Annotated in this window: 19 protein-coding genes, 3 tRNA genes and 1 pseudogene; 19 read left to right on the forward strand and 4 right to left on the reverse strand. The window is 70.5% G+C overall.

Going from position 1 to position 17,442, the window contains the following annotated elements; translation table 11 throughout:
• Positions 1 to 11: 11 nt before the first annotated feature.
• Complete coding sequence (locus ACQPXS_RS27405; protein ID WP_433451911.1) at positions 12 to 1,277, reverse strand: amidohydrolase family protein; 1,266 nt, start codon at positions 1,275 to 1,277, stop codon at positions 12 to 14.
• Positions 1,278 to 1,816: 539 nt separating this feature from the next.
• Between ACQPXS_RS27405 and ACQPXS_RS27410 the strand changes: the two genes are divergently transcribed.
• The 9 genes from ACQPXS_RS27410 to ACQPXS_RS27450 all read left to right on the forward strand — a co-directional run bounded on the left by ACQPXS_RS27410 (position 1,817) and on the right by ACQPXS_RS27450 (position 7,328).
• Positions 1,817 to 1,889: transfer RNA gene (locus tag ACQPXS_RS27410), tRNA-Thr, on the forward strand.
• Between the two features lie 46 nt (positions 1,890 to 1,935).
• A tRNA-Met gene (locus ACQPXS_RS27415) sits at positions 1,936 to 2,008 on the forward strand.
• A gap of 90 nt (positions 2,009 to 2,098) precedes the next feature.
• Positions 2,099 to 2,263 carry a 50S ribosomal protein L33 gene (rpmG, locus tag ACQPXS_RS27420; RefSeq protein ID WP_003948671.1) on the forward strand — a complete coding sequence of 55 codons (165 nt, stop codon included), beginning with the start codon at positions 2,099 to 2,101 and terminating at the stop codon, positions 2,261 to 2,263.
• A 247-nt stretch (positions 2,264 to 2,510) separates the two neighbouring features.
• A complete protein-coding gene (locus tag ACQPXS_RS27425; protein ID WP_433451912.1) occupies positions 2,511 to 2,963 on the forward strand; it encodes an FAS1-like dehydratase domain-containing protein in 453 nt (150 codons plus the stop codon).
• Positions 2,964 to 2,970: 7 nt separating this feature from the next.
• Entirely contained in the window at positions 2,971 to 3,399 is a 429-nt protein-coding gene (locus tag ACQPXS_RS27430; protein ID WP_365332584.1) for a MaoC family dehydratase, read from the forward strand.
• Positions 3,400 to 3,513: 114 nt separating this feature from the next.
• Positions 3,514 to 4,083, forward strand: coding sequence for a TetR/AcrR family transcriptional regulator (locus ACQPXS_RS27435; RefSeq protein WP_433451913.1), 570 nt, complete (start codon positions 3,514 to 3,516; stop codon positions 4,081 to 4,083).
• Between the two features lie 84 nt (positions 4,084 to 4,167).
• The gene (locus ACQPXS_RS27440) at positions 4,168 to 5,664 is read left to right on the forward strand and encodes a DHA2 family efflux MFS transporter permease subunit (RefSeq protein ID WP_356302322.1); all 1,497 of its coding nucleotides are present in this window, start codon (positions 4,168 to 4,170) and stop codon (positions 5,662 to 5,664) included.
• Between the two features lie 44 nt (positions 5,665 to 5,708).
• Positions 5,709 to 6,089: a DUF3291 domain-containing protein gene (locus tag ACQPXS_RS27445; RefSeq protein ID WP_351802229.1), complete on the forward strand. Its 381-nt coding sequence runs from the start codon at positions 5,709 to 5,711 to the stop codon at positions 6,087 to 6,089.
• A 153-nt stretch (positions 6,090 to 6,242) separates the two neighbouring features.
• The gene (locus tag ACQPXS_RS27450) at positions 6,243 to 7,328 is read left to right on the forward strand and encodes a UDP-N-acetylmuramate dehydrogenase (protein ID WP_433455966.1); all 1,086 of its coding nucleotides are present in this window, start codon (positions 6,243 to 6,245) and stop codon (positions 7,326 to 7,328) included.
• 41 nt (positions 7,329 to 7,369) lie between these two features.
• On the opposite strand, the gene ACQPXS_RS27455 is transcribed toward ACQPXS_RS27450, so the two are convergent.
• A complete protein-coding gene (locus ACQPXS_RS27455; RefSeq protein WP_433451914.1) occupies positions 7,370 to 8,002 on the reverse strand; it encodes an NAD(P)-dependent oxidoreductase in 633 nt (210 codons plus the stop codon).
• A 103-nt stretch (positions 8,003 to 8,105) separates the two neighbouring features.
• Here ACQPXS_RS27455 and ACQPXS_RS27460 point away from each other — a divergent pair, with 103 nt between their 5' ends.
• On the forward strand, positions 8,106 to 8,717 hold the full coding sequence (locus ACQPXS_RS27460; RefSeq protein ID WP_433451916.1) for a TetR/AcrR family transcriptional regulator: 612 nt from the start codon (positions 8,106 to 8,108) through the stop codon (positions 8,715 to 8,717).
• A 45-nt stretch (positions 8,718 to 8,762) separates the two neighbouring features.
• Positions 8,763 to 9,496, forward strand: a pseudogene (locus ACQPXS_RS27465) (hypothetical protein).
• On the opposite strand, the gene ACQPXS_RS27470 reads toward ACQPXS_RS27465, so the two are convergent.
• Positions 9,441 to 10,481 carry an adenosine deaminase gene (locus ACQPXS_RS27470; RefSeq protein WP_365332571.1) on the reverse strand — a complete coding sequence of 347 codons (1,041 nt, stop codon included), beginning with the start codon at positions 10,479 to 10,481 and terminating at the stop codon, positions 9,441 to 9,443. The pseudogene ACQPXS_RS27465 and the gene ACQPXS_RS27470 overlap by 56 nt on opposite strands.
• Positions 10,482 to 10,628: 147 nt before the next feature.
• Positions 10,629 to 11,855 carry a pyridoxal phosphate-dependent aminotransferase gene (locus ACQPXS_RS27475; protein WP_356302307.1) on the reverse strand — a complete coding sequence of 409 codons (1,227 nt, stop codon included), beginning with the start codon at positions 11,853 to 11,855 and terminating at the stop codon, positions 10,629 to 10,631.
• A gap of 262 nt (positions 11,856 to 12,117) precedes the next feature.
• Here ACQPXS_RS27475 and ACQPXS_RS27480 point away from each other — a divergent pair.
• From ACQPXS_RS27480 to rplL, 8 genes are all read left to right on the forward strand, one after another.
• Positions 12,118 to 12,190, forward strand: a tRNA-Trp gene (locus ACQPXS_RS27480).
• 106 nt (positions 12,191 to 12,296) lie between these two features.
• Positions 12,297 to 12,584, forward strand: coding sequence for a preprotein translocase subunit SecE (gene secE / locus ACQPXS_RS27485; protein ID WP_023547417.1), 288 nt, complete (start codon positions 12,297 to 12,299; stop codon positions 12,582 to 12,584).
• An 80-nt stretch (positions 12,585 to 12,664) separates the two neighbouring features.
• Positions 12,665 to 13,519: a transcription termination/antitermination protein NusG gene (gene nusG, locus ACQPXS_RS27490; protein ID WP_351802216.1), complete on the forward strand. Its 855-nt coding sequence runs from the start codon at positions 12,665 to 12,667 to the stop codon at positions 13,517 to 13,519.
• A 170-nt stretch (positions 13,520 to 13,689) separates the two neighbouring features.
• A complete protein-coding gene (gene rplK / locus ACQPXS_RS27495; RefSeq protein WP_023547415.1) occupies positions 13,690 to 14,124 on the forward strand; it encodes a 50S ribosomal protein L11 in 435 nt (144 codons plus the stop codon).
• A gap of 102 nt (positions 14,125 to 14,226) precedes the next feature.
• Positions 14,227 to 14,952, forward strand: coding sequence for a 50S ribosomal protein L1 (gene rplA, locus ACQPXS_RS27500; protein WP_351802214.1), 726 nt, complete (start codon positions 14,227 to 14,229; stop codon positions 14,950 to 14,952).
• A gap of 166 nt (positions 14,953 to 15,118) precedes the next feature.
• Positions 15,119 to 16,075, forward strand: coding sequence for a hypothetical protein (locus ACQPXS_RS27505; RefSeq protein ID WP_433451918.1), 957 nt, complete (start codon positions 15,119 to 15,121; stop codon positions 16,073 to 16,075).
• Positions 16,076 to 16,372: 297 nt separating this feature from the next.
• Entirely contained in the window at positions 16,373 to 16,903 is a 531-nt protein-coding gene (gene rplJ, locus ACQPXS_RS27510) for a 50S ribosomal protein L10 (RefSeq protein WP_055706208.1), read from the forward strand.
• A gap of 112 nt (positions 16,904 to 17,015) precedes the next feature.
• Positions 17,016 to 17,402: a 50S ribosomal protein L7/L12 gene (gene rplL / locus ACQPXS_RS27515; protein ID WP_055706209.1), complete on the forward strand. Its 387-nt coding sequence runs from the start codon at positions 17,016 to 17,018 to the stop codon at positions 17,400 to 17,402.
• Positions 17,403 to 17,442 lie beyond the last annotated feature (40 nt).

The raw sequence follows: 17,442 nt of genomic DNA on the forward strand, positions 1-17,442 counted from the left end.
ATCACGCCCGCTCACGACAACTCGCCCCGCCCCTGCCGCGGCAACCCGAGTTCCGCCGTGGCCGCCGAGTTGCAGTACTCCCGTACCGCGCTCGTGCGGGCCACCACCCGGCCCCGGTGGACCACGATCCGGCTGTACGCCAGTGACAGGGCGCCGGCCAGGCGGTTGCCGCGTACGGCGAGCAGGTCGGCGGGGAAGCCGGCCTCCACGCGTACCTCCGGCAGGCCCAGCATCGCGCGGGCCGAGGCACTGACGGCATCGTAGGCGTCCTCCGGGCGCAGGCCGTGGGCGGAGGCGAGGAGGTAGGCGGCTTCCAAGGGGTCACCGCGGCCGACGGGGTTGGAGGCGTCGCGCAGGGCGCCGCTGCCGGCCGACACGCGCACACCGGCCGCACGCAGCAGCCGTACCGGAGCCGCGCCCCGGCGGTCGGTTCCGCAGCAGCCGCCCTGGGGCAGGCACACGACCGTCACACCGGCGGCCGCGAGCTGGTCGGCGGCGCGGGAGGCGGCCTCGGTGGGGAGGCGCGCGAGACCGGCGCACGGCCCGATCGTCACGCCGGGGCGCAGGCCTCCGGCCATGGCCGCGAGCCGGGACAACCGGGCCGGGTCGGAGGCGTCCGTGTGCAGATCCACCGGGCAGCCGTGCTCGGAGGCCACGTCCAGGACGGTCTCGACATAGCCCGTGGGATCGGGGTCCAGGTCGGGGCAGCCGCCCACCACGGAGGCGCCCATCTTGAGCGCGTCGCGCAGTATCGCCAGCCCGTCGGCCCCGGCCACCCCTGTCAGCAGCCGTGGCATCGCCACCGTCGTCAGCTCGGTGAGTCCCCGCAGCGAGCGCCGCGCCTGCAGGACGGCGCCCAGCGCGCCGAGCCCTTGCACGTCGCCCACGCGCACGTGCGTGCGTGCCGCCGTGGCCCCGTGGCCGAGCTGCAGCAGGGCCGCCTCCGTCGCCCGGCGCTGGACGTCCTCGGGGGCGTACGACACCGGGCCGGGGTGCTCGGCGGACAGCGCGGTCTCACCGTGGGCGTGCGGTTCGGCCGGGGCCGGCAGGAGCAGGTAGCCGCTCAGGTCCACGCGCGTGGCGGCCGTCCGGGCGGGGCCCGGCGCCAGACTGCCGGCCGTGCCCACCGCCTCGATGCGCCCGCGGCCCAGCCGTACGTCCACCGTCCGGCCGTCGGTGAGCCGCGCCCCGCACAGCAGCAGGGCGACCGGGTCGGACTGACCCGAGGATCCCGAGGAGTTCGACGGCGGGTGGGGCTGCGGCTGGCTGTCGGGCATCGCGCTCCAGGATGGGGGCCGGGGGCTCGGGCGGGCCGGCGTGAGACACCGGAGCCCGGACCCAAGATCACGCAGAGCGAGTCGAGCCTAGGGTGGCGAACGGCGCCGATCGCGCAGGAGCGCAATAGTCGTACCGGTGGGGTCCACCCTTGGCAGTACAAGCATCGCCCACCCGCGTGGCCTCCGGCTCTCTGCGACGACGGCCAAGACGGCTACGACGTTCACGCGCGTGGCCCGGCTCCCGCTCCCTCTCTCGATGACGTCCACGCGCGCGTGCGTCGCTTCCGGCGCCGCCCGTGCCCGGCGCCGACGACATCCACGCGCGCGTGCCACCGCTCCCCCCTCCAAGTGGCACCCGGCCATCGGCCCCCACGGGCATCGGCCACGCACGGGTACCGCGCCTGAGCACTCACCCCCTGCCCGCCGGCCCCGCCCAGCGACTCATGAGGTCACTGCGAGCCCTGGGATGGGGGGTGTCGCGGGCTGCCGGATACGGATTTGGGTGAACGGCGGCGGACCGTGTAATGTCTTCATCGCTCGCCCCAATAGCTCAGTCGGCAGAGCGTCTCCATGGTAAGGAGAAGGTCAACGGTTCGATTCCGTTTTGGGGCTCTGGTGTGAGAGGTTCCCGTCGAAAGGCGGGTCCCGATCGCACCGCAGCGGTGTAGCTCAGTCGGTAGAGCAAGCGGCTCATAATCGCTGTGTCACCGGTTCAAGTCCGGTCACCGCTACTCACAGTAGCCGATTGCGGGGTCGGTCCTTCGATCGGCTACTCTTTCTTGCGTTGAATTAGTCCACCCGTTCGTCTTAGGAGCACTCACGTGGCTGCCACCGACGTCCGCCCGAAGATCACGCTGGCCTGCGTGGAGTGCAAGGAGCGGAACTACATCACCAAGAAGAACCGGCGTAACAACCCGGACCGTCTTGAGATGAAGAAGCACTGCCCGCGTTGCAACGCGCACACCGCGCACCGCGAAACGCGATAAAACAGGCTCGTCCGCGAGGCCGTCCCCTTCCGAGGGGGCGGCCTCGCGGCGTTTCACCGCTCGCCGGTGCTGCGGCAGCGCCGGCGCTCCGGCAGCACCAGCGCTCAGGCGAGCACCGGTGCATCACCGGCGCTTCAGCTTCCCCCGCGCTTCAGCGGCCCGGGGCTCACCCGTCCCCCCGCACAATCCCCGGCGGGATTCCGGCTAATTTGGGGCCATCACAGCAGACATCAGGAGGTGCCGGGCCATGGCGCTCGACCAGTCCTTCGTTGGACGGACCTACCCACCCACCGCGCCCTATGAGGTGGGCCGGGAGAAGATCCGCGAGTTCGCCGAGGCGGTGGGCGAGACCAACCCGGTCTACACCGACCCGGAGGCCGCGAAGGCGTTCGGTCATTCCGATGTGATCGCCCCGCCGACGTTCGTGTTCGCCATCACCTTCCCGGCCGCGGGGCAGATCGTCGAGGACCCGCAGCTCGGTCTCGACTACAGCCGCGTGGTGCACGGCGACCAGAAGTTCGCCTACAGCCGCCCGGTGCGCGCCGGCGACCGGCTCAGCGTCACCTCCACCATCGAGGGGATCAAGTCCCTCGCGGGCAACGACATCCTGGACGTCCGCGGTGAGGTGCACGACGAGGCGGGCGAGCACGTCGTGACCGCCTGGACCAAGCTCGTGGCCCGCGCGGCCGAGGAGGCGTGAGGACCTGATGACGGCGAAGATCGCGTACGACGACGTCGAGGTCGGCACCGAACTGCCGGCGCAGTCCTTCCCTGTGACCCGCGCCACGCTCGTGCGCTACGCGGGTGCCTCCGGGGACTTCAACCCCATCCACTGGAACGAGAAGTTCGCCAAGGAGGTCGGCCTGCCGGACGTCATCGCGCACGGCATGTTCACCATGGCCGAGGCGATCCGCGTGGTCACCGACTGGACCGGGGACCCGGGCGCGGTCGTGGAGTACGGCGTCCGCTTCACCAAGCCCGTCGTGGTGCCCAACGACGACAAGGGCGCGCTGATCGAGGTCAGCGGCAAGGTCGCGGCCAAGCTGGACGACAACACGGTGCGCGTGGACCTGACGGCGACCAGCGCCGGCCAGAAGGTGCTGGGCATGTCCCGGGCGGTCGTACGGCTGGCCTGACGGCTCCACCGGAAGCAGTGCTGTAAGGGGCGTCCTCCCTGGTGGGGCGCCCCTTACGCGTGTCTCGGGCGGCGGGGCTTGCCAAGTTAGTGATTGAGCACTAACTTACTTCTCATGGTCAGGATGAGCGCAGAGGAACGACGCGAGAGCGTCATTCGCGCGGCGATCGCCGAGTTCGCGCAGAAGGGCTACTACGGCACCTCCACGGAGGCGATCGCCAGCCGCGTGGGCGTGTCGCAGCCGTACCTCTTCCGGCTCTTCGCGGGCAAGAAGGCGATCTTCGCCGCCGCGTCCCTCCGGTGCGTTGAGGACACCTGCCGGGTCTTCGAGGAGGCGGCGAAGGGGCTGGAGGGCGAGGAGGCCCTGCACGCCATGGCGAACGCCTATGTGCGGCTGATCACGGAGCAGCCCGAGAAGCTCCAGATGCAGATGCAGACGTACATCACGGTCGCGGCCGCCGAGGCGGAGGGCGACCACGAGTTCGGCGAGGCCGTACGGGCGGCCTGGATGAAGCTCTGGGACACGGTTCACCTGCCGCTCGGGGCGGACGACGGCGAGACCACGACCTTCCTGGCGTACGGAATGCTCATCAACACCCTCACCGCCATGGGGTTTCCACCCGAACACCGGGTCTGGGAGGGGATGTATCCGTCGGCCCGGGTCACGGGCCGGCTGGAGAAGTAGCGGAACGAGGTGGATCGTCCGCCTCTTTTCCTGCCCAGGAAAGTTAGTCATCAATAACTAACTAGATCGCTCTCTGGGGGAGAGATGTCACAGGAGAACGCAACGAACGGCGGCCGCGGAAGCGCCGCCTGGGCCCTCGTCATCACCAGCGTCGCCGGGTTCATGGCGGCCCTCGACAACCTCGTCGTCACCACCGCCCTGCCCTCCATCCGCAAGGACCTCGGCGGCGCCCTGGACGACCTCGAGTGGACCGTGAGCGCCTACACGCTCACCTTCGCCGTCCTGCTGATGTTCGGCGCGGCCCTCGGCGACCGCTTCGGGCGCCGACGGCTCTTCATCGCCGGACTCGCCGTGTTCACCGGGGCCTCCGCCGCCGCAGCCATGGCCCCCGGCATCGGCTCCCTGATCGCCGCCCGCGCGGTCCAGGGCGTCGGCGCGGCGGTGATGATGCCGCTCACGCTGACCCTGCTGACCGCGGCCGTGCCCGCCGCCAAGCGCGGGATGATGTACGGCATCTGGGGCGCCGTCAACGGACTCGCCGTCGCCTCCGGACCGCTCATCGGCGGCAGCCTCACCGAGCACGTCTCCTGGCACTGGATCTTCTGGCTGAACGTGCCGCTCGGCCTGATCACGCTGCCGCTCGCCCGGCTGCGCCTCGCCGAGTCCCACGGCACCGGCGCCCGGCTCGACGTGCCCGGCACCCTGCTCGCCAGCGGCGGCCTCTTCGGGATCGTCTACGGCCTGGTCCGCGGCCCCGCCGACGGCTGGACCGACACCGTGGTCCTGACCGCGCTGTTCGCGGGCGGCGCACTGCTGGCCGGGTTCGTCCTGTACAGCTCGCGCGCGGCCAACCCCATGCTGCCGATGCGGCTGTTCCGGTCCCGCGCCTTCTCCGGCATCAACGCCGCCAGCCTGCTGATGTTCGTCGGCATGTTCGGCTCGATCTTCCTGCTCAGCCAGTACATGCAGGGCGTGCTCGGCTACTCGCCCACCGAGGCGGGCCTCAGGATGCTGCCCTGGACCGGCATGCCGATGCTCGTCGCGCCGATCGCCGGGATCCTCTCCGACCGCATCGGCGGCCGCCCGGTCGTCGCCGCGGGCCTGTTCCTGCAGGCCGTCGGTCTCGGCTACATGGCCGCCGTGGCCACCACGGACGCCTCCTACGCCGCCCAGCTGCCCGCCCTGGTCGTCAGCGGGATCGGCATGGCCCTGTACTTCGCGCCGGCCGCCAATCTGGTGATGTCCAGCGTCCGCCCGCAGGAGCAGGGCATCGCCTCCGGCGCCAACAACGCGCTGCGCGAGGTGGGCGGCGCGCTCGGCATCGCGGTGATGTCGTCCATCTTCTCCGCGCAGGGCGGCTACGAGAGCGCGCAGAGCTTCGTGGACGGCCTGCGGCCGGCCCTGGTCACCGGCTCGGCGGTGGTCGCCCTCGCCGCGGTCGCGGCCCTGGCGATCCCGGCCCGGCGCAGCGCCGCCCGGCGCGCCGCGGGGGACGGGCGGACGCCCGCGACCGCCCCGGAGGCCGCTGCCGGCGAGGCTCCCGCCCCGGCGACCGGCGCCCTGGAGAGCACCGCCCGCTGAGACCCGGACCGGAACCTCGCCACCCTCGTCGCAAGGAGTTCGCGATGCCCGCTCTTCCCTGGATCGTGCCGAACACCCCGCCCCAGGGCACCGAGGTGCACGTCTTCGCCTCGCGCTTCGAGACCCACTCCCTGTGGGGCGCCCTCCGCTTCCTCGCCCGCACCCCGGCCGTGTGGCGGCAGGTCGGCAAGGCGCCCGGCGCCTACGGAGCCTCCCTCAAGGCACAGCCTCTGCGGCGGACCTTCTGGACGCTGTCCGCCTGGGAGTCGGCCGACGCGCTGAAGGCTTTCGCCCACTCCGGTGCCCACCGGCCCACCTCCCGCGGACTGGCCGCCCAGATGCGCGACGTCGCGTTCGCCACCTGGCAGACCTCCGGCGACGAGTTGCCGGTGAGCTGGGAGGAGGCGGAGCGGCGGCTCAGGTAGCCCGCCGGCCGGCAATCGCGGTACGTCGCCTGCGCGCGCGTGGCCTTCGAGAGGAGGCCACGCGCGCGTATCTGTGCCAGGCGTGGCGCGCAACCGCCTCCCCCCACCGCCTCCCCGCACCGCCTCGTGTCCGCCGTCCGCGTGGATGCGGGGCTGTCGGAGGCGTCTCGTAGTCTTGGGCCCGTGCAGGTACTCCACGACGCCCCTCTTGCCCCGCTGACCACCTTCCGGCTGGGCGGTCCCGCGACGCGGCTGGTCACCGCGGTGACCGACGCCGAGGTGATCGCCGCCGTCCGTGAGGCCGACGACAGCGGGACGCCGCTGCTGGTCATCGGCGGTGGATCGAACCTGGTCATCGGCGACAAGGGCTTCGAGGGCACCGCCCTGCGCATCGCCACGCGCGGCGTCGAGCTGCGCGGTACGACGCTGGAGCTCGCGGCCGGCGAGGTGTGGACGGACGCCGTCGCCCGCACGGTCGAGGCGGGGCTCGCCGGCATCGAGTGCCTGGCCGGCATCCCCGGGTCCGCGGGCGCCACGCCGATCCAGAACGTGGGCGCCTACGGCCAGGAGGTCTCCTCCACCATCACCGAGGTCATCGCCTACGACCGGCGCGCCGGCGAGACCGTCGCGCTGACGAACGAGGAGTGCGCCTTCTCGTACCGCCACAGCCGCTTCAAGGCCGACCCCGAGCGCTACGTCGTGCTGCGCGTCCGCTTCGCGCTGGAGGACGCGGGCGGGCTCTCCGCGCCCGTGAAGTACGCCGAGGCGGCCCGCGCGCTCGGCGTCGAGCCGGGAGACCGGGTGCCGCTGGCCGCCGCCCGCGAGACCGTGCTCAAGCTGCGCGCCGGGAAAGGCATGGTGCTCGACGCCGAGGACCACGACACCTGGTCCGCCGGGTCCTTCTTCACCAACCCGATCCTCACCGACGAGCAGTTCGCCGCGTTCCACGCGCGCGTGCGCGAGCGGCTGGGCGACGGCGTCGAGCCGCCCGCCTACCCGGCGGGGGAGGGCCGTACGAAGACCTCCGCGGCCTGGCTGATCGACAAGGCGGGCTTCACCAAGGGCTACGGCACCGGACCGGCCCGCATCTCCACCAAGCACACCCTCGCCCTCACCAACCGGGGCGCCGCCACCACCGAGGACCTGCTGGCCCTGGCCCGCGAGGTGGTCGCCGGCGTCCGCGAGGCCTTCGGGATCACCCTCGTCAACGAGCCGGTGACGGTCGGCGTCAGCCTGTAGGGCCGACAGGACCCCGACGGCAGCGTGGGCCTCCGCGCGGTCTAGTACGCCACCCCCACCCCCTGCTTCACCGTCCCCGCGTCGTCGATCATCGCCAGCATCGCGTGCGCCACGTCGGCGCGCGCGATGAAGCGGCCCTTGCGCGGGAAGCCGCCGACGACCGTGCGGTAACTGCCGGTGACCGGCTTGTTCTGCAGGCGCGGCGGCCGTACGGACGTCCAGTCCGTGCCGCTGCGGGCCAGCTCGGCCTCCATCCCGCGCAGGTCGGTGTAGACGTCCTTCAGGACGGCCGACACCAGGCCGCGCATCGCACGGTCCAGGGCGCCGTCGCCCGCGGGGTCGGGGCCGACGGGACCGGCGCTGACCACGAGCAGCCGCCGTACGCCCTCCGCCTCCATGGCGCGCAGGACCGTACGGGTCAGCCGGGTGGCCACCCCGGCGTCCTTGCGGCTGCGCGCGCCCAGGCCGGAGAGGACCGCGTCCCGGCCCCTGACGGCGGTGCGCAGCTCCTCGGGGTCGGTGAGGTCGGCGCGGACCACCTCCAGCGCGTCCCCGGTGACGTCGAGCCGGGCCGGATCGCGGACCACGGCCGTCACCCGGTGGCCGGAGCCGAGTGCCTGACGCACGAGCTCCCGGCCGATGCCGCCGGTGGCGCCGAAAACGGTGAGATTCATGTGTGCTCCCGTACTCGGGACTGGTGGGTGAGTATTCACTCACCCCTGCTGCCCTCTAGAGTGGGTAAGCACTCACTCACCCGTCAAGCCCGATTGGACGCCCATGGAGCCGAAGCCGGCGCGTGTCCGCATCCTCGACGCCGCCCACGAGCTCATGCTCACCGTCGGACTCGCCCGCGCCACCACCAAGGAGATCGCCCGCGCGGCCGGCTGCTCCGAAGCGGCCCTCTACAAGTACTTCGACAGCAAGGAGGAGCTGTTCGTGCGGGTGCTCGCCGAGCGGCTGCCCCGGCTCACCCCCCTGCTCAACAGCCTCGCCGCCGAACCGGGCCAGGGCACACTGGAGGGCAACCTCACCGAGATCGCCCGCCAGGCCGCCCTCTTCTACGAGCAGAGCTTCCCGATCGCGGCCTCCCTGTACGCCGAGACCCAGCTCAAGCGCCGCCACGACGACGCGCTGCGCACGCTCGGCTCCGGCCCGCACCGGCCCATCCAGGACCTGGACGCCTACCTGCGCGCCGAGCAGGCCGTCGGCCGCGTCCGCTCCGACGCCGACACCTTCGCGGCCGCCTCCCTGCTGCTGGGCGCCTGCGCGCAGCGCGCGTTCGCCTACGACGCGACCGGCACGGGGGAGCGGCCGTCGGTCGACGAGTTCGCCGCGCGGCTCGCGCGGACGCTGCTGGGCGGAATCTCCGTTGCACCGGCCTCGGCGTGAGCATCACGCTGGGCGCATGACGAACACCATCGGGACCATGGCCGTATGCGGCTGAGGCTGCGCGAGTTCCGGCCCCGCACCGGCCCGCACGAACACCGGGTCGTCCAGCCCCGGCAGATCCTGCGCCACACCTCGCTGCGCGCCCCCGACCCCATCGGGCTGCTGCTCGGCGACCACGACGGACTCAGCCGGCTGGCGGGCCTGTTCTCCTTCGCCGCCTACTCCCGGCACACGATCGTCCACGTGCCGCTGCGCGACGGCGTCCCGCCCGACGAGGGCGTCGGCGAGCTGGTCGACCTCGTCCTGGTCCACCACTCGCTCGGACTGCGCGCCGGCCAGTGGCCCGAGCTGCGCCGGAAGCTGCGCGCTGGGACCCCGCTGACGGTCCGGACGGACGAGGCGCGCATCGCGCGGGACGCCGCCGTCTGGCGCGCACGCAGGGAGCGCGCCGACGTCCGGGACGAGCTGCGGCACGCCACGCACGCGCGTACGTTCTTCCTCTTCGGCAGCCGGGACGTGTTCGCCGAGACGGCACGGCCACCTGGCTCGCGCACGCGGCGGGCCGGGGGCCGTATCAGAAGGGTGTCGGCGAAGGCCATATGGCGTACATGGGATCGTTCTTCAACCTGGTCGATCCGCCCGGCGGAGGGCATCCCGTAGAGGTGATGATCTGCTTCAAGCCCTATCCGCCCTACGCCCACTTCGTACGACCCGGCGAGAGCTTCAGCCGGCCGGGCGGGTCAGCCAGTCGTCCACGCCGGCCAGCAGCCGCGCCCTGACGTCCTCCGGGGCGGCCGAACCCCGCACCGACTGGCGGGCCAGTTCGGCGAGTTCGGCGTCCGAGAAGCCGTGCGCGTGCCGGGCGATCTCGTACTGGGCGGCCAGCCGGGAGCCGAACAGCAGCGGGTCGTCGGCGCCGAGCGCCATGGGCACGCCCGCGTCGAAGAACGTCCGCAGCGGCACGTCCTCGGGCTTCTCGTACACGCCGAGCGCCACGTTCGAGGCCGGGCACACCTCGCAGGTCACGCCCCGGTCGGCCAGCCGCTTCAGCAGCCGCGGGTCCTCCGCCGCGCGCACCCCGTGCCCGATCCGCGAGGCGTGCAGGTCGTCCAGGCAGTCGCGCACGGAGGCCGGGCCGGTCAGCTCGCCGCCGTGCGGGGCCGACAGCAGACCGCCCTCGCGCGCGATGTGGAAGGCCCGGTCGAAGTCCCGCGCCAGGCCCCGCCGCTCGTCGTTGGAGAGCCCGAAGCCGACCACGCCCCGGTCCGCGTACCGCACAGCGAGGCGGGCCAGCGTACGGGCGTCCAGGGGGTGCTTCATGCGGTTGGCGGCGACCAGCACGCGCATGCCGAGCCCGGTCTCCCGGGACGTGGTGTCCACGGCGTCCAGGATGATCTCCAGCGCGGGGATCAGACCGCCCAGCCGGGGCGCGTACGACGTCGGGTCCACCTGGATCTCCAGCCAGCCCGAGCCGTCCTTTATGTCCTCCTCGGCGGCCTCCCGGACCAGCCGCTGGATGTCCTCCGGCCGGCGCAGGCAGGAGCGCGCCGCGTCGTACAGCCGCTGGAAACGGAACCAGCCCCGCTCGTCCGTGGCCCGCAGCTTGGGCGGTTCGCCGCTGGTCAGTGCCTCCGTCAGGGCCTCGGGCAGATGTACGCCGTACTTGTCGGCCAGTTCCAGGACGGTCGCCGGCCGCATCGAACCGGTGAAGTGCAGGTGCAGATGGGCTTTCGGCAGTTCAGAGACATCACGTACACGCTCCATCCCAGGATCCTGCCGTACGCACCTGTCACATCGGTAGCCGTTTCCCCTTACGTGGTCTTGCTCGCACAAAGGAACAGGAGCACCCGGGAACGTTCCCGGGTGCTCCTGTTCAAAAATGGACCGCTCGGTTGTCCAAAGATGGACCGCTCAGGCCTTGGCCTCCGCCAGCAGCTTCTGGATGCGGCTCACGCCCTCGACGAGGTCCTCGTCGCCGAGCGCGTACGACAGCCGCAGGTAGCCCGGCGTGCCGAAGGCCTCGCCCGGGACGACCGCGACCTCGGCCTCCTCCAGGATCAGCGCGGCCAGCTCGACCGTGTCCTGCGGCCGCTTGCCGCGGATCTCCTTGCCGAGCAGGGCCTTGACCGACGGGTAGGCGTAGAACGCGCCCTCGGGCTCGGGGCACACCACGCCGTCGATCTCGTTGAGCATCCGCACGATGGTCTTGCGGCGCCGGTCGAAGGCCTCGCGCATCCGCGCCACGGCCTGAAGGTCACCGGAGACGGCGGCCAGGGCGGCCACCTGGGCCACGTTGGAGACGTTCGAGGTGGCGTGCGACTGCAGGTTCGTCGCGGCCTTGACGACGTCCTTCGGGCCGATGACCCAGCCCACGCGCCAGCCGGTCATGGCGTACGTCTTGGCCACACCGTTGACGACGATGCACTTGTCGCGCAGCTCGGGCAGCAGCGCCGGCAGCGACACGGACACCGCGTCGCCGTACACCAGGTGCTCGTAGATCTCGTCGGTGAGCACCCACAGGCCGTGCTCCAGGGCCCAGCGGCCGATCGCCTCGGTGTCGGCCTCGGAGTACACCGCGCCGGTCGGGTTGGACGGGGAGACGAAGAGCACGACCTTCGTCTTCTCCGTACGCGCCGCCTCCAGCTGCTCGACCGACACGCGGTAGCCGGTCGTCTCGTCGGCCACGACCTCCACCGGGACACCGCCGGCCAGGCGGATCGACTCCGGGTACGTCGTCCAGTACGGCGCCGGGACGATGACCTCGTCGCCCGGGTCGAGGATCGCGGCGAACGCCTCGTAGATGGCCTGCTTGCCGCCGTTGGTGACGAGGATCTGCGAGACGTCGGGCTCCCAGCCGGAGTCGCGCAGGGTCTTCGCGGCGATCGCGGCCTTCAGCTCGGGCAGGCCGCCGGCCGGCGTGTAGCGGTGGTACTTCGGGTTCTTGCAGGCCTCTACGGCCGCCTCGACGATGTAGTCCGGGGTCGGGAAGTCGGGCTCACCGGCGCCGAAGCCGATCACCGGACGCCCGGCGGCCTTCAGGGCCTTGGCCTTGGCGTCCACGGCGAGGGTGGCGGACTCGGAGATCGCGCCGACTCGGGCGGAGACCCGGCGCTCGGTGGGTGGGGTTGCAGCGCTCATGGAGCCCATCGTTCCAGACCGGAAATCCCCCCGGCACATGGGTTTCACAGACTGAACAGCAAGGGGGCGGGACGTGAACACGGGTCCGAATCCGGCCTCCGGCCAGGACGATCTTTGGTCACCCGGCCCCGGACGGGCACTTTCTGTTCGACGCCGGGCCGTTGACCACGTACACTCTCACCTCGTTGGCCTTCAGCAGCCGCCGCCGAAACCGGTGCACACCGCGCACCCGTCCGGATGCGGTACGTTGGGGGACACACAAAGGGTCGTAGCTCAATTGGTAGAGCACCGGTCTCCAAAACCGGCGGTTGGGGGTTCAAGTCCCTCCGGCCCTGCTACACACACCGCCAGGATGTGTGCGCATGTACGTACAGCAATGCACCGCCGTGCGGCTCAGTAACCGGGCGCGGCACGGCCACGACCCGGGACCAGGTGAGGACAATGACGGACGCCGTGGGCTCCATCGACACGCCTGATGCCCAGGACGAGGCACTCGAGTCGAAGAAGAAGGCCCGCAAGGGCGGCAAGCGCGCCAAGAAGGGCCCGCTGAAGCGCCTCGCCACCTTCTACCGCCAGATCATCGCGGAGCTCCGCAAGGTCGTCTGGCCGACGCGCAACCAGCTGACGTCGTACACCACCGTGGTGATCTTCTTCGTCGCCATCATGATCGCGCTGGTGACCGTGATTGACTATGGGCTCAACCACGCGGCCAAGTACGTCTTCGGCTGAGCCAAGAGCGAAGGGCGCCGTGGCACCGGCGCCCGTTTTCGCATGTTCCACCCCTATGTATCCAGGAAGAAGCAGCCATCGTGTCTGACCCGAACCTGAACGACGACGCCATCGAGCCTCGCGGGACCGCTGCCGAGATGGTGGACGACGAGCGCGACATCGTCGAGGGCGCGGACGAGCAGGACGAGTTCGAGGCTGCCGAGGCCGAGGCGGGGGAGCCGGCCGAAGAGGCTGCCCTGAACGTCGAGGACGAGGAAGACGAGGAAGAGGCCGAGGAGGCTGCCGCCGAGGCCGCCGAGGAGGAGCCGGCCGCTCCCGTCGACCCCGTCGAGGCCCTGCGCGAGGAACTGCGCTCGCTGCCCGGTGAGTGGTACGTCATCCACACCTACGCCGGTTACGAGAACCGCGTGAAGACCAACCTGGAGCAGCGCGCCGTCTCGCTGAACGTCGAGGACTACATCTTCCAGGCCGAGGTGCCGCAGGAAGAGGTCGTCCAGATCAAGAACGGCGACCGCAAGACGATCAAGCAGAACAAGCTGCCGGGTTACGTCCTGGTCCGCATGGACCTGACCAACGAGTCCTGGGGTGTCGTCCGCAACACCCCGGGTGTCACCGGCTTCGTCGGCAACGCCTACGACCCCTACCCGCTGACCCTGGACGAGATCGTCAAGATGCTCGCCCCGGAGGCCGAGGAGAAGGCCGCCCGCGAGGCCGCCGAGGCCGAGGGCAAGCCCGCCCCGCAGCGCAAGGTCGAGGTCCAGGTGCTGGACTTCGAGGTCGGCGACTCGGTCACCGTCACCGACGGCCCGTTCGCCACGCTGCAGGCGACCATCAACGAGATCAACCCCGACTCGAAGAAGGTCAAGGGCCTGGTGGAGATCTTCGGCCGCGAGACGCCGGTCGAGCTGTCCTTCGACCAGATCCAGAAGAACTAGTCCATTTCTGGACGTCGCTCTTCCGCGCAGGTCAGGCGGGCTGTCTCAGCCGGTCTGACCTGCGCGGTTTTTGGCCGCGCATCTATACCCGTTATCGTTGTGCGGTATGCCTGCGTCAGGATCGCGATCCTCGTGCGGGCATGGACCCGAATGAAAGGACCCGGAGAGCTATGCCTCCCAAGAAGAAGAAGGTCACGGGGCTCATCAAGCTCCAGATCCAGGCCGGTGCCGCCAACCCGGCCCCGCCGGTCGGCCCCGCGCTGGGTCAGCACGGCGTGAACATCATGGAGTTCTGCAAGGCCTACAACGCCGCGACCGAGTCGCAGCGCGGTTGGGTCATCCCGGTGGAGATCACGGTCTACGAGGACCGCTCCTTCACCTTCGTCACCAAGACGCCGCCGGCCGCGAAGATGATCCTCAAGGCCGCGGGCATCGAGAAGGGCTCCGGCGAGCCGCACAAGACCAAGGTCGCCAAGATCACCGAGGCGCAGGTCCGCGAGATCGCCCAGACCAAGATGCCCGACCTGAACGCGAACGACCTGGACGCCGCCGCGAAGATCATCGCCGGTACCGCGCGTTCCATGGGCGTCACGGTCGAGGGCTGACCCCCACCCCCCTAGCAGTCATGCGGCCGTAGCCGGTCGCACGTGGCAGGGCCTGCTCGGCCCAGGGACCACGACTCCTTTCAGAACACACAGGAGCAAGTTGTGAGCAAGCGCAGCAAGGCTCTCCGCGCTGCGGACGCCAAGGTCGACCGGGAGAAGCTGTACGCCCCGCTCGAGGCCGTCCGTCTCGCCAAGGAGACCTCCACGACCAAGTTCGACTCCACCGTCGAGGTCGCCTTCCGTCTGGGTGTCGACCCGCGCAAGGCCGACCAGATGGTCCGTGGCACCGTGAACCTTCCGCACGGCACCGGTAAGACCGCCCGGGTCCTGGTCTTCGCGACCGGCGACCGTGCCGAGGCCGCGCGTGCCGCGGGCGCCGACATCGTCGGCGCCGACGAGCTGATCGACGAGGTCTCGAAGGGCCGCCTGGACTTCGACGCCGTCGTCGCCACCCCGGACCTCATGGGCAAGGTCGGCCGCCTCGGCCGCGTCCTCGGCCCGCGTGGTCTGATGCCGAACCCGAAGACCGGCACCGTCACCCCCGACGTCGCCAAGGCCGTCACCGACATCAAGGGCGGCAAGATCGAGTTCCGCGTCGACAAGCACTCGAACCTGCACTTCATCATCGGCAAGGCGTCCTTCGACGACGCCAAGCTGGTGGAGAACTACGGCGCCGCGCTGGAGGAGATCCTCCGTCTGAAGCCGTCCGCCGCCAAGGGTCGCTACATCAAGAAGGCCGCCATCACCACCACGATGGGCCCCGGCATCCCGGTCGACCCGAACCGCACCCGCAACCTCCTCGTCGAGGAGGACCCGGCCGCCGTCTGAGCCGTCCGCTCACCCCGGTAGCCGCGTCAGGTACGCGTGAGTAAAGGGCGGGCCCCGCAACCTTCGAGGTGCGGGGCCCGTCCTTTCTTTGTACGAGCTTTCATACGACTGTCAGTGGCCTGAGTTACCGTGCAGGACACACGAGTTGGCATAGGGGTGGGACCAGATGAAGAGCACGACCGTCCGCCGTACGGCCCTTTCCATAGCGGTGGTCGCCGCGCTGACCTCCGTGGCGGCCTGCGGCTCCTCCTCGGGCTCCGGCAAGGATGACAAGGCCGCCGGCGGCACCACGATCCACGTCAGCCCCATCGCGGCCGTGCTGCGCAGCGCCGAGAAGTCCACCGACAAGGCCGAGTCGGTCACGGTGCGCTCCAGCACTTCCCTGGGCACCCTGATGTCGCTGAACGCGAACGGCGCCGTGTCCTGGGCCGGCGGCCTCAAGGGTCACCTCACCATCGCCTACACCGGCGGCAAGCTCGGCGAGGCCATGCGCAAGGCAGGCACGCCGTCCTCGGAGGCCCGGTATCTGCCGGACGCCGTCTACGCGAAGATGGGCGGCAAGTTCGCCCAGCAGACCGGCAAGCACTGGATCCGGTACAGCTACGAGGACCTCACCAAGATCACCGGCGGCGCCACGCCCAACCTCCAGGACCAGGCACGGACCACCACGCCGAACCAGTCGGTGCAGATGCTGCTGGCCTCGCGCGACGTGAAGAAGGTCGGCGAGGAGGAGGTCTCCGGCGTCCGCACCACGCACTACGCCGGCACCATCGACGTCGCCGACTTCGCCCGCAGGAACGGCAGCCTGAGCGCCGGCCGACTGGCCGACCTCAAGCGGCAGCTCGAGAAGACGGGCATCACCACGGAGACCATCGACATCTGGATCAACGACCAGAACCTGCTGGTCAAGAAGACCGAGAAGGCCAACACGGCGTATGGCGCCATGACCAACACCACCTACTTCAGCGACTACGGCGTGAAGGTCTCCCCCGAGGCACCCCCGGCGAGCGACACCGAGGACTTCAAGGACCTGATGAAGTCCCTCGGCACCCTCGGCTCGGGCAACGCGTCGAGCGGCTCCGCCACCAGCGTTCCCGGGGCCGGCACCGGCATCAGCTCCTGACCCCGCGGGGGCCGGGGCCCGATTTGCTCGACGGTGCCCCGGTCCCGTACTCTCTTCCAGAAGCCAAAGACCGCTGGTCGTTGCCGTGCGCTCGTACGAGGGTGCGGTGGCCGAAGGATCCGCTGAAAAGTGGGCGACCCGCGCAGGTGACAGTGGAAGAACTCCCGGAGTGCGCGCGCAGAGCGCGTGTGCGGCCGGTCGAGTCCGCCCCGTGCGCCTGCGCCGGGGCGTTTCGTTTTCCCCAGTCCTCCTTCGGGTCCGCGCGGTCCGAATCACCCGGAAGGAGGCCGAGGCTCTATGGCGAGGCCCGACAAGGCTGCCGCGGTTGCGGAGCTGACGGACAAGTTCCGCAGCTCCAACGCCGCCGTGCTGACCGAGTACCGCGGTCTCACCGTGGCGCAGCTCAAGACGCTGCGCCGGTCGCTCGGTGAGAACGCCCAGTACGCCGTGGTGAAGAACACGCTGACCAAGATTGCGGCCAAGGAGGCCGGGATCACGCTGGAGGACCAGCTCTTCGCTGGCCCGACGGCCGTCGCCTTCGTCACCGGTGACCCGGTGGAGTCGGCGAAGGGTCTGCGTGACTTCGCCAAGGACAACCCCAATCTCGTCATCAAGGGCGGTGTCCTCGAGGGCAAGGCCCTCTCCGCCGACGAGATCAAGAAGCTTGCGGACCTCGAGTCCCGCGAGGTTCTGCTCAGCAAGCTGGCGGGTGCCATGAAGGGCAAGCAGTCCCAGGCTGCCGCGCTCTTCCAGGCGCTCCCGTCGAAGCTCGTCCGCACCGTGGACGCGCTTCGCGCCAAGCAGGCCGAGCAGGGCGGTGCCGAGTAATTCGGCTCGCTTTCTGACCCGCGCCGACGGCACGGGTCGCAGCGGGCCGACGTACGCCCGCCACACCCAGTACATCCGGCACCTGCCGATTTGAGTGGAAGGATCGCCCATCATGGCGAAGCTCAGCCAGGAAGACCTGCTCGCGCAGTTCGAGGAGATGACCCTCATCGAGCTCTCCGAGTTCGTGAAGGCCTTCGAGGAGAAGTTCGACGTCACCGCCGCCGCCCCGGTCGCCGTGGCCGCCGCCGGCGCCCCGGGTGCCCCGGCCGCCGAGGCCGTCGAGGAGAAGGACGAGTTCGACGTCATCCTCACCGGCGCCGGCGACAAGAAGATCCAGGTCATCAAGGTCGTGCGTGAGCTGACCTCCCTGGGTCTGAAGGAGGCCAAGGACCTCGTCGACGGCACCCCGAAGCCGGTCCTCGAGAAGGTCAACAAGGAAGCCGCCGACAAGGCTGCCGAGGCCCTCAAGGGCGCGGGTGCCTCCGTCGAGGTCAAGTAAGACCTTCCGGGTCCGCAGGACTCGACTGCGCGCCGAAATC

The sequence above is a fragment of the Streptomyces sp. CA-142005 genome (assembly GCF_050942335.1).
Lineage (GTDB): Bacteria > Actinomycetota > Actinomycetes > Streptomycetales > Streptomycetaceae > Streptomyces.

What these genes read in the sequence shown, in the direction of transcription:
- ACQPXS_RS27430 (WP_365332584.1), top strand. Translation starts at nt 2,971, where the DNA reads ATGACGGCGAAGATCGCGTACGACGACGTCGAGGTCGGCACCGAACTG.
- ACQPXS_RS27435 (WP_433451913.1), top strand. Translation starts at nt 3,514, where the DNA reads ATGGTCAGGATGAGCGCAGAGGAACGACGCGAGAGCGTCATTCGCGCG.
- ACQPXS_RS27505 (WP_433451918.1), top strand. Translation starts at nt 15,119, where the DNA reads ATGAAGAGCACGACCGTCCGCCGTACGGCCCTTTCCATAGCGGTGGTC.
- ACQPXS_RS27425 (WP_433451912.1), top strand. Translation starts at nt 2,511, where the DNA reads ATGGCGCTCGACCAGTCCTTCGTTGGACGGACCTACCCACCCACCGCG.
- rplL (WP_055706209.1), top strand. Translation starts at nt 17,016, where the DNA reads ATGGCGAAGCTCAGCCAGGAAGACCTGCTCGCGCAGTTCGAGGAGATG.
- ACQPXS_RS27455 (WP_433451914.1), bottom strand. Translation starts at nt 8,002, where the DNA reads ATGAATCTCACCGTTTTCGGCGCCACCGGCGGCATCGGCCGGGAGCTC.
- ACQPXS_RS27440 (WP_356302322.1), top strand. Translation starts at nt 4,168, where the DNA reads ATGTCACAGGAGAACGCAACGAACGGCGGCCGCGGAAGCGCCGCCTGG.
- ACQPXS_RS27405 (WP_433451911.1), bottom strand. Translation starts at nt 1,277, where the DNA reads ATGCCCGACAGCCAGCCGCAGCCCCACCCGCCGTCGAACTCCTCGGGA.
- ACQPXS_RS27470 (WP_365332571.1), bottom strand. Translation starts at nt 10,481, where the DNA reads ATGGAGCGTGTACGTGATGTCTCTGAACTGCCGAAAGCCCATCTGCAC.
- ACQPXS_RS27445 (WP_351802229.1), top strand. Translation starts at nt 5,709, where the DNA reads ATGCCCGCTCTTCCCTGGATCGTGCCGAACACCCCGCCCCAGGGCACC.
- secE (WP_023547417.1), top strand. Translation starts at nt 12,297, where the DNA reads ATGACGGACGCCGTGGGCTCCATCGACACGCCTGATGCCCAGGACGAG.
- ACQPXS_RS27460 (WP_433451916.1), top strand. Translation starts at nt 8,106, where the DNA reads ATGGAGCCGAAGCCGGCGCGTGTCCGCATCCTCGACGCCGCCCACGAG.
- ACQPXS_RS27475 (WP_356302307.1), bottom strand. Translation starts at nt 11,855, where the DNA reads ATGAGCGCTGCAACCCCACCCACCGAGCGCCGGGTCTCCGCCCGAGTC.
- rplJ (WP_055706208.1), top strand. Translation starts at nt 16,373, where the DNA reads ATGGCGAGGCCCGACAAGGCTGCCGCGGTTGCGGAGCTGACGGACAAG.
- rplK (WP_023547415.1), top strand. Translation starts at nt 13,690, where the DNA reads ATGCCTCCCAAGAAGAAGAAGGTCACGGGGCTCATCAAGCTCCAGATC.